General features: G+C 58.7%; 14 protein-coding genes. 6 read left to right on the plus strand and 8 right to left on the minus strand.

Features of this window, described 5'->3' with window-relative positions:
• Positions 1-19: 19 nt before the first annotated feature.
• The 5 genes from CCOS865_RS20595 to CCOS865_RS20615 are packed head-to-tail and all read right to left on the minus strand — an operon-like array spanning position 20 to position 6561.
• Positions 20-1708, minus strand: coding sequence for a dipeptide ABC transporter ATP-binding protein (locus tag CCOS865_RS20595; protein WP_119144260.1), 1689 nt, complete (start codon positions 1706-1708; stop codon positions 20-22).
• A complete protein-coding gene (locus CCOS865_RS20600; protein ID WP_119144262.1) occupies positions 1705-2577 on the minus strand; it encodes an ABC transporter permease in 873 nt (290 codons plus the stop codon). Before CCOS865_RS20600 ends, CCOS865_RS20595 begins: the two co-directional genes overlap by 4 nt.
• Before the next feature lie 13 nt (positions 2578-2590).
• Positions 2591-3586, minus strand: a complete 996-nt coding sequence (locus CCOS865_RS20605) for an ABC transporter permease (protein WP_119144264.1) — start codon at positions 3584-3586, stop codon at positions 2591-2593.
• Positions 3579-4901, minus strand: coding sequence for an NtaA/DmoA family FMN-dependent monooxygenase (locus tag CCOS865_RS20610; protein ID WP_167469084.1), 1323 nt, complete (start codon positions 4899-4901; stop codon positions 3579-3581). Before CCOS865_RS20610 ends, CCOS865_RS20605 begins: the two co-directional genes overlap by 8 nt.
• A 28-nt stretch (positions 4902-4929) precedes the next feature.
• The gene (locus CCOS865_RS20615) at positions 4930-6561 is read right to left on the minus strand and encodes an ABC transporter substrate-binding protein (RefSeq protein WP_119144268.1); all 1632 of its coding nucleotides are present in this window, start codon (positions 6559-6561) and stop codon (positions 4930-4932) included.
• A 156-nt stretch (positions 6562-6717) separates the two neighbouring features.
• Here CCOS865_RS20615 and CCOS865_RS20620 point away from each other — a divergent pair, with 156 nt between their 5' ends.
• A complete protein-coding gene (locus CCOS865_RS20620) occupies positions 6718-8103 on the plus strand; it encodes an NAD(P)-binding domain-containing protein (RefSeq protein WP_167469085.1) in 1386 nt (461 codons plus the stop codon).
• A 49-nt stretch (positions 8104-8152) separates the two neighbouring features.
• Here the strand turns inward: CCOS865_RS20620 and CCOS865_RS20625 are convergent, their stop codons facing one another.
• From CCOS865_RS20625 to CCOS865_RS20635, 3 genes are all read right to left on the minus strand, one after another.
• On the minus strand, positions 8153-9244 hold the full coding sequence (locus CCOS865_RS20625; RefSeq protein ID WP_119144272.1) for a Zn-dependent alcohol dehydrogenase: 1092 nt from the start codon (positions 9242-9244) through the stop codon (positions 8153-8155).
• Positions 9245-9300: 56 nt separating this feature from the next.
• Positions 9301-9909, minus strand: a complete 609-nt coding sequence (locus CCOS865_RS20630; RefSeq protein ID WP_119144274.1) for a TetR/AcrR family transcriptional regulator — start codon at positions 9907-9909, stop codon at positions 9301-9303.
• A gap of 117 nt (positions 9910-10026) precedes the next feature.
• On the minus strand, positions 10027-10665 hold the full coding sequence (locus tag CCOS865_RS20635; RefSeq protein ID WP_119144276.1) for a histidine phosphatase family protein: 639 nt from the start codon (positions 10663-10665) through the stop codon (positions 10027-10029).
• Positions 10666-11473: 808 nt separating this feature from the next.
• On the opposite strand from CCOS865_RS20635, the gene CCOS865_RS20645 reads away from it, so the two are divergent.
• From CCOS865_RS20645 to CCOS865_RS20665, 5 genes are all read left to right on the plus strand, one after another.
• On the plus strand, positions 11474-11782 hold the full coding sequence (locus CCOS865_RS20645; RefSeq protein WP_119144280.1) for a DUF3077 domain-containing protein: 309 nt from the start codon (positions 11474-11476) through the stop codon (positions 11780-11782).
• 118 nt (positions 11783-11900) lie between these two features.
• Positions 11901-12167: a DUF3077 domain-containing protein gene (locus tag CCOS865_RS20650; protein WP_119144282.1), complete on the plus strand. Its 267-nt coding sequence runs from the start codon at positions 11901-11903 to the stop codon at positions 12165-12167.
• Between the two features lie 263 nt (positions 12168-12430).
• Positions 12431-12661, plus strand: coding sequence for a type II toxin-antitoxin system VapB family antitoxin (gene vapB / locus CCOS865_RS20655; RefSeq protein WP_119144284.1), 231 nt, complete (start codon positions 12431-12433; stop codon positions 12659-12661).
• Positions 12658-13068 carry a type II toxin-antitoxin system VapC family toxin gene (locus CCOS865_RS20660; RefSeq protein WP_119144286.1) on the plus strand — a complete coding sequence of 137 codons (411 nt, stop codon included), beginning with the start codon at positions 12658-12660 and terminating at the stop codon, positions 13066-13068. Before vapB ends, CCOS865_RS20660 begins: the two co-directional genes overlap by 4 nt.
• A 595-nt stretch (positions 13069-13663) precedes the next feature.
• Positions 13664-13843, plus strand: a complete 180-nt coding sequence (locus CCOS865_RS20665) for a DUF3077 domain-containing protein (protein WP_119144288.1) — start codon at positions 13664-13666, stop codon at positions 13841-13843.
• The last annotated feature ends 71 nt before the right edge of the window (positions 13844-13914 follow it).

Raw genomic sequence — 13914 nt, forward strand, 5'->3', positions numbered from 1 at the left:
GTTAACTCCGTGGTGAGTCTTAGTAAGCCAAGCGCCAAACGGGGCCGGGTTCTGTTAGGGGGTGGGGGCAGGCGGCACTTTCATTGAGCAGCGCGCACGTGTACGGGTGGCCAGGCTTGGCCCAGAGGTCGTGGACACTCGCCTGCTCCACAATTACGCCTTGATGCATCACCATCACGTCATCCGCCATGTAGCGGATCACCGCCAGGTCGTGCGAGATAAACAGGTAGGACAGGCCGAGTTCGTGTTTCAGATCGACCAACAGGTTGAGGATTTGCGCCTGCACCGAGACGTCCAGCCCCGAGACTGGTTCGTCCAGGATCAGAAGGGACGGTTGCGTCAGCAACGCACGAGCAATGCCAATCCGTTGCCGTTGTCCTCCAGAAAATTCATGAGGGAATTTCTCCAGGCTCGATTGGCTCAGCCCGACCTGGTCCAGGCGCTGGGTGATGATGCGGTAGCGTTCACGCTTTTCTTTGATACCCGCAACGATAAGGGCGCGTTCGAGGAGGTCACCGGCGCGGCAACGTGGATTCAGCGACGTGTACGGATCTTGAAAAACCATTTGAACGGGATGTGGTTTTCGCTCCCCTAGCAGGGGCGCTGGCCTGCCGTCGAGCTGCAGCTCGCCCGCCATGGGCGTGATCAGCCCGGCCAAGGTGCGAGACAATGTACTCTTGCCGCAGCCCGACTCGCCCACGAGTCCCAAGGTCTGTCCTCGTTTGAGGTCGAAGCTGACCCCGTCCACAGCGCGATGTCCGCGGTACCCGCTACAGAGGTTGAGCACCCGAAGCAGGGGTTCCGTGAGCTCGCTGCGAGCAACCGTCGGCGCTAGCGAAGGTGGGTAATGCACGATGAATTCAGAGGCTTGCCCATTTGCCGCTGGCTGCAAGCGTACTTCGGGTAACCGCTGTTGACGATATCCAATGCCTCCCAGCCGGTGCAATGATGCCCCCAGGAGGCCTTGGGTATAGGGGTGCTGGGGGTGGTTCAGCACCGTAGACGTGAGGCCCTTTTCTACGGAGCGCCCAGCGTGCATGACCAGACACCTATCGGCATGGTGCTCTACCAGCGCCAAATCATGGGTAATCATCAAGACGGCCATGGCGTGTTCTCGCTGCAGGCGGTCGAGCAGCAGGAGAATCTGCCGCGCGACAGTGACGTCGAGTGCCGTAGTGGGCTCGTCTGCAATAAGCAGCTGGGGATTGCAAGCGATCGCCATCGCTATCATCACCCTTTGACGCTGGCCCCCTGAGAGCTGATGTGGATAAGCGTGGTAGCGTTGCTTGGCCTGAGGTATCTCGACCTGTTCGAGCAGATCAAGCGCACGCCTGCGCGCCTCTAATCGATCCCTCGTGCCATGCACAAACAGCACCTCAGCGACTTGAGCGCCGATGCTATGCGCAGGGTTCAGCGAGGTCATCGGTTCCTGGAAAATCATGCTCGATTGCTTGCCGCGCACAGACTGGAACTGTCGGGGGGAGAGCTCTAGAAGTGATCGGCCCGCTAACTCTACGGTACCGCAAGCGTGCGCGGTTGCTGGCAGCAGCCCCATCAAGGCGAGCGCAGTGGTGGATTTTCCGCAACCTGATTCACCGACGAGTGCAAGGGTTTGCCCCCTTTGCAGTTCGAACGAAAGTCCGTCTACCGCACAGTGACTGCCAAAGCTCACGCAAAGATCAGTGACACGAAGCAGGGGCGCAGTCATGGACGGTCCCTCAGGCGCGGATTGAGCGCATCATTGAGTGCGTCGCCCAGGAGATTCAATCCGAGCACCGTCAGCACGATTGCGCCGCCAGGCAGCGCGCAGAGGTACCACTCGCTGGCCAGGAACTCCCTGCCTTCACCGATCATGCTGCCCCAACTGACTTGATTTGGATCGCCCATGCCAAGAAAAGCCAATGCTGACTCCGTCAAGATTGCACTGGCGACCAGTACCGAGGCTGTCACGATCACTGGGGCAAGGGCGTTGGGGAGTATTTCCTGGGCTATGATGCGCAGATCGGAATAGCCTTGCAGCCGCGCACTGGCAACGAAGTCGGCCTCTTTGAGACGACGAAACTCCGCGCGCACCAGGCGTGCGATGACTGGCCAGGAAGCCAGGCCTATCGATATCACAATGGTGCTGATTGAAGGTTTACCGATTGCGACCATGACAATGACAAATAGAAACGTAGGCATGGTTTGAAAGACTTCAGTAACCCGCCCCAAGGCAGTGTCGAGTCGTCCGCCGTAAAAGCCCCCCAGGGCACCCACCAGCGTACCGATGCCGACACTTAGCAGCGCCGCAGCGATGCCAACGGCAAGTGATATTCTCGCGCCATGACACAGACCCGCACCGAGGCTACGGCCCAGCACATCTGTGCCTAGCCACTCTGCAGGATCATTCCCAGGCCACTCCAAAGGTCCAGCAACCATGGACTGAGGGTCTCCTGGGTACAGGTAACTGGCTAGCAGCGCGGCGCCTGCCATCAGCAGCAGCAGTGTGCTGCCCAAAAGGCCTGTCGGGTTAGTCAAGATCAAGCGCCCTGTCTGCCAGGTGCTTGACTCAGATGATATGGAACGTGTGGTTTGCATTACGGAGCCTCAATCAATCCTGAGCAATTCGTGGATCAAGCCAGGCATGCAGTGCGTCCACCAGGCCATTGGCGATGATCACCAGTACCGATGCGAGCAAGAGAATCCCTAGCACCACGCTGTAGTCCCTGGCCATCACGGAGTCCATCGCTAGCTGCCCCATGCCCGGCCAACTGAAGACCACCTCGATGACAAGTGCGCCGCCCATCAGCGCGCCAAAGTGCATCCCGGCGACAGTGCTGACGGGTACCAAGGCATTGCGCAACATGTGGACCAGCAGCACACGCAGAGGTCCTGCACCTTTCGCTCGGGCTGTGCGTACGAAGTCCTGCTGGCTGATTTCGAGCATCGCTGAGCGTGTCAGTCGGGCAAATATGGCAACGTAAAAGCTCGCCAACGTGAGGCAGGGGAGAACCAGGTGCCAACAGATATCCAGCGCTGCGTCCCAGCCTTGGTTGTTCTGTGAAACGGTCACGATGCCACCGGTCGGCAGCCACTCAAGCTTCACCGCAAAAAACACGATAGCCATCAGACCTAGCCAGAACGCCGGCACTGAATACAGCAGAAGCGCCAGCAATGAGAGGAGGCGATCCGGCCACCTGCCGACGTTCGCAGCCATGACGACACCTGCTATAACACCTGATGACAGGGCGATGCCCATTGCTGATAGCAACAGCAGCAGGGTGTTTCCCAATCGGGACAGGATCAGTTCCGTCACCGGCAAGTTGAATCGTGGAGAGACGCCCAAGCTCAACTGCGCCAGGTTCGACAGGTAGGCGAAGAATTGCTCCAGTACACTGCGGTCGAGACCAAAGTGCTGACGCAGCTGAATAACCGTGGACGCAGACCCTGAGCCAGATTCTGCAGCCAATACCTCAGCGGCATCCCCGGGCAGCATCTGCATCAGTACGAAATTAACAACCACCACGCAGAGTATCGTTACGGCGCTACGGCTTAGTGAGTTGACCGCCTTGAGCGACTTTCGCCGCCGTGATGACTGATCAAACATGGCGATAACGCGACGTAGGGATGGCCAAGCCGAGGTTTTCTCGCAGCGTAGGACCGGCATAGTCCTGCGGCAGATAACCGCGCTGCCGGAGGATCGGGCACACGTATTCGACAAAATCATCTAGCCCGCCTGGCATGTAGGGAGGGATGATGTTGAAGCCATCCCCGGCACCTGCTTCGAATAGAGCAATCAGGCCGTCCGCGACTTGCTCCGGGCTACCCACGAGCTCGATATGCCCGCGCATTCCGCCCATATAGCGTGCTGCTGCTTCCACGGTCAGTGTGCCTTGGGCGCGCAGGCGGTCGAGGATCTGCAGCACGCCTTGCTGGGCTTTACTGCACGTGATTCGGGGTAGCTCTGCATCCAGCGGCAGGCTGGAAAGGTCAGTCCCTAGCTGGTCTTGCAGTACGTACAGGCCATGTTCAACGTCGATGGCCTCGTCCATCTCTACGCGCAGGCGCTTCGCCTCTTCCTCGTCCGAGCCAATTACCGGGATCACCCCAGGCATGACGATGGCGTCACCTGGCTGACGGTGAAATTGCCCCATCGCCTGATGGAATGCCCGACGGAAGTCGACCGCTGCACAAAGCGAGGGTTGGCGGGCGAAGATCAGTTCGCCGATGCGTGCGCCTAACTGGACACCTGCCGTCGACGCGCCGGCCTGGACAAGAACGGGTTGCCCTTGAGGGCTGCGGGGCACAGGAATAGGCCCGCGTACTGAGTAGTGCTTGCCGGTGTGGTCGAGAGCGTGAACCTTGGCCGGATCAACGAACCTACCGCTGACTTTGTCGACCAGATAAGCGTCTTCATCAAAACTGTCCCAAAGGCCGCGGACAACGTCGACGAACTCCTCAGCCCGCTCGTAGCGCTCAGAAGGAGGTGGAAGGGCTTGGTTGTTGAAGTTCTGAGCAGCGCCATGTGAGTAGGATGTCACCAAATTCCAGCCTGCACGGCCTCCACTTAGCTGGTCAAGTGAGCCAATCTGACGGGCTACCAGGTAAGGCGCGCTGTAGGTTGTGGACATGGTTGCAACCAGGCCGATATGCCGAGTCACCTGGGAGGCTGCCGAGAGCACCGCGATGGGGTCAAGGCGGGCAAGGCGCGAAGCACTTTCAGCGATCGTGGTGTCGAGACTGTCGCCAAGGAAGAATACGTCGAAACCACCTCGCTCTGCGGTTACTGCAGCGTGCCGATGTGCCTCATAAAGCGTGCTGGCATGGCGAGCACGATTGATCCGCCAGCCCGCCGAGTGGAAGCCATCGTTGAAGTGAAAATAGCCGAGTTTCATGTAATCGCGGCGTTGAGCGATACCCATGTGAGCCTCTGTCGAAATATGGAAGGTTTCAGGATTGCAGCCAGCTTGGACCGAATGACTGCAGGGCCGAAGGTGGAAGGTCATGCAGGCGGTTGCTGTACACCCGGAACATTGGCAGCTCCAGCAGATTTATCGAAGGCAGCTTTTGTTGAGCCAATGCCTGCATCTCCAGAATTGCCTCGTGGCGTTTCACCTCATCGCCTTCGTGGATGATGCGATCGATAACAGCGTCCATTTCGGCATCCGCGAATCCCGAAGCGTTCGCAGCGGGTGTGCCTGGCTTGATCGATTGGCTCCAGAAGCGGCGTATCACCCCTATTTGCGGATCTAGGAATGACGAGTACCAAGCACTGTGCGTGTCGAAGTCGTAGTCGGTAAATGCCTTTCGCAGGTATGTCGGCGTGTCGAAGTTCTTGACCTCTAATTCAATGCCAACGGCTTTCAATGCCTGCTTAAAAAACAGTGCGCTGCGACGATCAGGCTCGCCGTATGGGTTGGGCAGATGGTCGATAGTGAAGCGAATTCCACCAGGTCCTCGGGGATGACCTGCCTCATCAAGTAGTGCCTCGGCGCGCTTGGGATCGAACGGGTATTGCACAGTGTGCGGATTGTAGTTGGACTTCTGGTAGGCCGGGATTGGGCCGGTTGCGGGTGTCGCAAGGCCAGCCCATGCGGTTCGAGACAGCAGGTTACGATCAATCGACAGGGCGATTGCCTCCCGCACACGGTGATCCTGGAACAGCGGTTTGCGCAGATTGAAGTCGAAGAAATACAGGGTGGCTGCATCGCGATACGCTTCGAAATCCACCGTGAACTCAGGGTTGGCCTGAAATGCCCTCACCTCTTGAAGCGAAATCGGGTTGTTAGGTGCGTAGCTGATCTCTCCGGTCTTGAGTGCAGCTGTGCGCGCCGCCGGATCTTTGATGAACTTGAAAATCAGGCTGTCCAGGTGAGGTTCCGCTGGGTGCCAATAGTCAGGATTGCGCTCCAGCACCAAGTGGCTGCCTTTGACCCACTCCTTGAAACGGAATGGACCCGTACCCACCGGACGGATGTTCGCAGGATTGGCAAAGAGGTCGTCCTTGCCGGTGTCGTAGATGTGGCGGGGCAAGATCATCGTTTCATTGCCGTAGAGCGCTCGCCAAATGACTGGGGCGGGGGAGCTGAAGCGCAATACCGCCGTGAGCGGATCCGGAGTGTCGACCGCGATAACGCTCGCCAGCGTCGCGGTACCCCGTGGATGAACCTTCTTGGCAATGCCCATGATGGAAAATTGCACATCGGCAGATGTCAGGGGCGTTCCGTCGTGCCAGCGCACACCCTCGCGCAATTTGAATGTGACTGTTTTGCCGGCATCAGTGACCTCCCAAGATGTCGCCAGACATGGCTCCAGGCTTCCATCCTTGCGCACCACTACCAGGCCGTCGAATAGATGAGGTGAGACTGAGCTGGTGGCCGACGAGGTGGTGATGCCTTGGACCAATCCAACGGGTTCTGTTTGCAAGGACATCACCAGCGAGCCGCCTTTTACAGGACTGTCAGCGGCGCGGGCGGGTAACCAGGGAGCGACCAGGCAAGCGCCGCCAAGAATTGTGAACCCTTTGAGAATGTCTCGCCGCGCCCATTTGCCGTGTGTGGAATTTTCAAATCGGCGAGCCATCTGCCATCTCCGTAGTGGGAAAATAATCCCGGAAATGATTGTTTAATAATTCATAAACGGAAAATACTATTTCATTCTAAGCTAATGCTAATCGATTTCTTCGGAAAATCTGGTGTTTTCAATAGACTCTGCGTGGAATTTTCGAGGAATCCCTGCATGATCACTGCACTCCAATCATCGACATTGGCTCAAGACTGGGTCTTGCCCGCGACTGGACTCGACCATGACGTGGTCGTCATCGGGGGAGGGCAGTCCGGTGTGGCAATCGCCTCTGCGCTGCGCCGAGCAGGTGTGGCTCGGGTCATTGTCTTTGAAGCCAATGAAGACCCTGAGCAGTTTGGAATCTGGACAGATACGGCACGAATGCGCACGCTGCGAACCCCAAAAACGTTGGCTGGGCCTGATATGGGTGTGGAGGGGCTGTCCTTTCGAAGCTGGTTCGAGCGCGCGTTCAGTGCTGATGCTTATGCTGCGTTAGAGCGTATCGATCGCCTTTCCTGGGCTAAATACCTCTCCTGGCTACGCGACTCGACTGGCGTTGTGGTTGAGTACGGTCATCGGGTAACGGCGGTTAGCCTGAATCCGTCGTCAGTGGAGTTGGCCGTCGTGCAGGCCGATGGGCAGCACCGCGCTATTGATTGCCGATACGCCGTCTTGGCGACAGGTTTTTTGGGGAGTGGAGCGCCTTCTTTTCCAGCGGTGTTGCGTAAAGCGCTCCCTGCGCACGCCCTTCGTCACACGAGTGAAAGCCTGGACTTTGCTGAGTACTCGGGTAAACGTGTTGCCATAATCGGGGCCGCGGCGTCAGCATTCGATGCAGCGGGAGAGGCCTTGGAACGCGGCGCTGCAGAAGTCAGACTGTTTGCCCGTCGCCCTGCGCTCGCAGGTGGTACGCGATGGAGATTTACGGGCTATGAGGGCTTCGATAGCTTCTTTCATCTTCCTGACGCGCTGAAATGGAAGGTGCAGCACGCACTGCGACAGTACGCCCCGCAGCCGCCCACCGAGAGCGTGACGCGTGCAACTCAGCATTCGAATTTTCACCTGCATCTTGGCGCTGATGTGGTAGCCGCACGCTGGGAAGAGGAGCGCGCCCACCTGCAATTCTTGCAAGGTGAATACAGTGCGGATGTGGTGATCGCAGGAACCGGATTCAGCGTCGAGCTTGCGGCCCGGCCTGAACTGTCTCAGATCAGCGACCGTATCGTCACATGGGATGACCGCTTCATGCCCGGTGATGATCAGCTTGATTCAGCCCTCGGACGCTATCCATACCTGGGGAAGCACTTTGAATTCCTGGACCGTCTCGACGACCCAGCGATGTCAAGAATTCGCTGCTACAACGCCGCCGCGGTGTGTAGCCATGGACGTATTGTTGGGGATATCACCAGCATGAAGTATGGTCTCCCTGTGCTTGTGAACGGATTGTTACGATCACTGTTGCTGGAGAACGCCAACGTTTACGTCGACAGGATCGTAAACGCCGAACTGGAACACGAACTTGACCCGCGCACGTGGCAGAGTGCCGTCTCTGTGCTGTGAACGTCACGCCCCGAGGCGTTCAACTGGCCCTTGAGCGCCTCGGGTGGTTTCAGAACGACGTAATGACGCTGCGGGCGATTGCACCGGTTTGCAGCTCTTCGTAGGCCTCATTGATCTGCGAAATGTGGATTTCCTTCGAGATCAGGTCATCGAGGTTGAAGCGCCCGTCCAGGTAGAGCTGGGCGTACATGGGGATATCGTGCTTGATGTTGCTCGACCCCATGTACACCCCGCGCACGATCACCTGGCGAACGATCAGGTCGTCCAGCACATCCACCTCGATGGTCGCGCCGGCCTTGTGCAGCCCGATGAGGTAGGCGCCACCGCCCAGGCGGGCCATCTTGATCGCCTGCTGGCTGGTGCTTCTCAGGCCGATCACCTCGAACGCGTGGTCCACGCCGGTGACGGTGAGTGCGTGCACGCGCTCGACGGCGTCTGCTTGGCTGGCGTCGATGAAATCCGTGGCGCCGAAGCGGCGCGCCAGCGATGCCTTGGCCGGTTGCGTGTCGATCGCGATGATGCGCACGGCGCCGGCGAGTCGTGCACCCGAGATGACGTTGAGTCCAACGCCGCCAACGCCGATGATCGCGACGGTGTCGCCCGGTTTGACATTCGCCGTGTTGATCGCCGCGCCCGCACCCGTCACGCACCCGCAGCCAAGCACGCAGGCCTGAGCGAAGGGCAGCTCTTTTGGCACTTTGGCCAACTGGTTTTCATGCACCAGCGAATACTCGGCAAACGCCGAGGTGCCGAACACGGCCGTCAGCGGTTGGCCATTGCGTGACAGGCGCGGGCCTTCTGCTTCTGCCCGGTGGGTTTCTTCAGGACGTGCGCACTGGTAGGTGCGGCCATCCAGGCAGGCCTTGCAATGGCCGCAATACTGCACAAGCGATGCCACCACGTGGTCGCCCACCTGGAACTCGCGCACGTCCGGGCCGATCGCTTCCACCACCCCAGCCAACTCATGGCCGAATACCGCGGGGAGTGCCACGCCGTACCCGCCTGCGGACATGTGCAAGTCCGAATGGCAAAGCCCGGAAGCCTTCACGGCAACCAATACTTCGCGCCGTTTGGGGATGTCGATGTCGACTTCCTCGATCTCGAACTTCCCGTTGTCCTGGTTCAATACAGCCGCTTTCATGAGACGTCTCCTGTTGTTGACATTATTGGGGGCGTTATGGGGCAGTGAGGCTGGAATCAGGGGGCGTACCACGACGGATACACGGCTTCGACCGCGGTCAGCAGCAGGTCCTGGTTACGCGGCAGAGGCAGGCGCAGCCAGGCTTCCACCGCGCCGGCGACGCCGTGGGCGAGGAAGGCCGCTTGCAGCAGGGCCGACTCGGCGCCGGGCACGGGCGGTTGGACGAAGCCTGCGTGGAACAGGGTCAGGACTGAGCGCTCGACATGCTCGGCGAGTACGATGCGCAGGGCGTACAGCGACGACGCTCGGTTGGCGCTGCCGTAGACCGATTCGTAGCGCACCACGTGGTTGATAATTTCGTTGAGCGTGGAGCGGGTCAAGTCGCGCAGCAGTCGCCCGTCGCGCTCCAGTTGGCGTTGGCTACGCTGGCTGACCTGGTCGAGGTCCTGGGACAGGACGCGGGTGAGCAGTTGCACGGGGGAGTCGGCGTGGGCGTAGAAGGTGCTGCGGTTGATCTGCGCGCGGCGAGCGAGCTCTGCCACCGAGGCGGTGGTGATGTCTTGCTCGCTGGCAAGGGCCAGCACCGCTTCCGTCAAACGCAGGCGGGTGCGTTGAAAGCGGGCGTCGTCTGCGGCGCTTGTGTGATCAGGTGAAGTCGCTTCCATGCCACACTCCTGCGCTGCGCTGTCGCTAAACGACAGCTGTTGTTTAGTGATAGTGGCACCGAGTTTACGGTCGCGTCAAGCTGTCGTACCGGCGTCAGAAGGAGGGCCGAGCAGGGATCAATCAGCCGCAAGGTTTGTCCTGTGATCGAGGGTCCAGATCGGCTCGTCCTGCGCGCGGGTTAGCGTGTAGCCGCCGCCATTAGGGACGTGATGGTTGATTTCATACCGACGCCAATCGGTCATTGCCGGGCTGTCGATCTGTAGCTGTTTGCATTCGAGCAGCCAGGCAACGGCGTTTAGGAACTGGCCATGGGAAAACACCAGGATGTCCTGCGCAGGGTGCGTGGCCAGGCGATCCAGAAACGCTCGAGCCCGCTCGATCAGGTCGAGGAACGACTCAGCACCTTCTCCGTCTCGATGAGACGGGTCGGCCTTGGCCCAATAGTCATCGACCCAGCCTCGCCGTTGCGCCACCGTCGTGTTCACGCACCTTGCTGGCGCCAGGTAGGTGAACTCTTCAATGGGCCACGTCTCGACCGGCACTGAGGCAAACGCGGCAGCGGTCACGCTGGCCGTTGCCTGGGCACGGGCAAACGGCGACACCACGATCAGCCCAGGCGCGTAAAGCACCGATCGCGCCACCTCCTGCGCCTGCTCCACACCCTTGGCGGTAAGCGCAATGGTGGCATGATCGTGCGTGGCCGCGCCGGCATTGGCGGCACTCTCGCCATGGCGTACCAACCTGACTCTTTTCATAGGTTTACCTCTGATTGATGAGGTAGACCTTAACCTTGGAACTCGCCAGGCGACAGAGGCTTTGTAAAACAGTGATGGCCAACAGCGCGGGGAGGCGCCCAACCCCTGAGGCCGATTACGGCGGCAAATATCAGTCTGCCGCTGACACATTTGGAACTGAAAGCACCGAAACAACACCGTGCAAACCAGCAAAACACTCAGAATTTCCCTCTTCCCTGTAGTCCATTTCCCAAACATACTTCTGCCGCCATCAAGCCATTGCAGCGAATCCGCAGTGCATCTAGCCTCCTTCCGTCGCTGACAATCAGCGACCGGTTGTGACAGGCCGTGCTTTTCGATTCGGATCATGCACGCCGCTTTATGGCGGCTGTGCGTGGGGCACTTCGGTGCGCCGAGTTCCGATATCCTCGGTCTGTCAACCCGCGTATAGCCGCCACCCATTTGTTTGACAGCAGAGACGTGGTAGCTCCAACGATATCGGAGACTTTCATGCTCAAAATCGTTCCGGACCCACCTATAAGCTCAACAGATTCCTCTCTCTCCCTCGAAGACCTCCTAATCCAGATCTCGGAGTACCTGGTCTGTGCCCTGACCGTCTCCCAGCAGACGGTACTGCTCCACGTGAGGCCTCCAGGCCAAGTCTTGACCCTCGCAGCCATGCACGAAATCGAACACGCCCGCACCTTGGTGGAAGTGGCACTTAGTCGCTTGCAGTCGCAGCACTGATCCCCGGGATTAGCCCGGTAACTCAGGTATTCACATTCAAGACCAGGCCTCGCGGTACACGCGGGGCCGGAGGAGGAGTGGTATGGACAAGGATCTGCAAAAGCCAGCAATCGATGAGGTGACCACGGTAGGCGTCGGCCATTTCGGCGTAGGCGTTGACTACAACAGTGAAACGCCGCTGTTTCGCGTGGAGGCGGGGCATCCAATGAGCCATGCGGTCGAACAAGCGACGGTGCTGATCTGTGCGGTACACAAACTCAGTGATCTGGCGATGGGCGAAGTGGAGGAGGGGCCGACGTTGCTGACGGCGATCCACTACCTCAGCGGCATGGCCAAGGCGCTGGCTCAGGATGTGAATCATGGCGTGATGATTCGCTCAGTGGCCGAGTAACCCGCTAACCACCTGTGCCCCCCGGCACAGGCGGTTTTTCCTGCTGGCCTAGACCCTGTAGGAGCGGGCTTGCCCGCGATGAGGCCCGGCCAGGCACCCGCGAAAAGGGAGACGGAACATGACGGAAATCACCAAAACCCCAACCACCCCAGGGCTGACCAAATTCTGCCAAGGCGATGAGCAGCCCGTGCCGCTGTTTGGCATCGAGGCGGGGATTCCTTGCCAGCATGCGCGAGAGCAGGCTTCGGAGCTGCTCGATTATGCCCACCACCTGAGTTTGCAGGGCGTGATGGAGGGGGATCAGCGTGCGGCTTGGGCGGCTTACTACCTTAGTGCGATGGCCAAGGCGCTGCTTGATGATGCGGAGCTTGGGTTGACGCCGTGAAGGGGGATTCACGAGAGCAGTCCAGAAACCCAGTCGGAGTACAAATGTTCTCCTTCTGGGTTGCCACTCATTATTTGCAACTGCCAGCCCTTTATCTAGCTGATTCCGGAAATGCAGGATGCTGAGTCGAATCTGACCTCACGTGGATGAGACGGCATGTTGGATAGCCTCCCATACGGCCATTGTCCTCAAGCATATGCTTTGCATATGCCCATGAGTGGCACTATAGTAGAGATCTGAAATCCAACTCTGGAGGCGCTAAAATGCGGACCGTCTCGATTTTCAAAAACGGCAAGAATCAGGCCGTTCGCTTACCCAACGACATGGCCTACGAAGGCGTTGGTGAACTCGAAATCTCGCGTGAAGGCGACGTGATTACTCTGCGCCCTGCGCGGCCATCCTGGGCTACCTTTTCCGAGCTGCCGAAAGCCGATGCGGACTTCCTTGAGGAGCGCCCAGCAGTGGTCAGCGATGAAGGCAGATTTACTCTGTGATCACCTACATGCTGGATACCTGCATCTGCTCTTACATTATGCGAGAGCACCCAGCCTCGGTGATGCAGCGCTTGATGGCCGAAGTCGAGCAGGGTAATCGTATCGTGATTTCGACCATCACCTACTCTGAAATGCGTTATGGACAGATTGGCAAGAAGGCGTCGCCCAAGCACAAGGTTCTGGTCGATGAGTTTGTAAAGCGTTTGGATGCGGTGTTGCCGTGGGACCAAAAAGCGGTTGATGCGACCGTTGACCTGATGCAATCGCTCGCTCTGATCGGTACACCGATTGGCCCCAACGATACGGCCATCGCAGGGCATGCAGTCGCTGTAAATTGCACGCTAGTGACCAACAATGTGCGCGAGTTCAGCCGAGTTGCAGGCCTCGTTTATGAAGACTGGGTGTGAGAAAGGATAGGCCCGTTACATCTTCCGCGATTCTCAGCCGATAAAGGCAAAACCATCTGCAACCTGCTGAAGACCACCCACACACCCAATCTGCACCTGGGCCGATCTTAGCCTGCTGCTGATACATTTCTTCACTGAATGTATCGAAACATCGCCTGCCAAGCCGGTAAAACACTCAGATTTCCCCTCTTCCCTGTAGTCCATTTCCCAAACATACTCCTGCCGCCACCAAGTCATTGCACATGGTCAACCACGCCCTCTAGTCTCGCCCTGTCGCTGCAAATTCAGCGACCGGTTTTGACAGACCGCTCACGTTGTCCTTCTGCATGCTCGCTATGGCGGCTGTATGTGGGGCACCTTGTGTGCGCCGAGTGCCAACGTCTCGGTCTGTCAACCCGCTTACAGCTGCCACCCTCTTGTTTGACAGCAAGGTCGAGGCGGTTCCGCCTTTTACGTTGGAGTCAAATCATGCTCAAGATCGTTCCCGATCCACCGATGCACGCAAAAGATTCCCGCCACTCCTTTGAAGCGCTGCTGATCCCGATTCCGGAGTTAGTCGCAGCACTGATTCCGGAATCAGCCCGCTAAGTTTGGCATCGAGGCGGGGATTCCTTGCCAGCATGCGCGAGAGCAGGCTTCGGAGCTGCTCGATTATGCCCACCACCTGAGTTTGCAGGGCGTGATGGAGGGGGATCAGCGTGCGGCTTGGGCGGCTTACTACCTTAGTGCGATGGCCAAGGCGCTGCTTGATGATGCGGAGCTTGGGTTGGCGTAATGGTGGTTTGGAGGACGGCGTTGGTTCGCTAATCCGGAAGGAGTACAAATGTGCTCTTCCCGGATTATCGA

Source organism: Pseudomonas reidholzensis (assembly GCF_900536025.1).
GTDB classification, from domain to species: Bacteria; Pseudomonadota; Gammaproteobacteria; order Pseudomonadales; family Pseudomonadaceae; genus Aquipseudomonas; species Aquipseudomonas reidholzensis.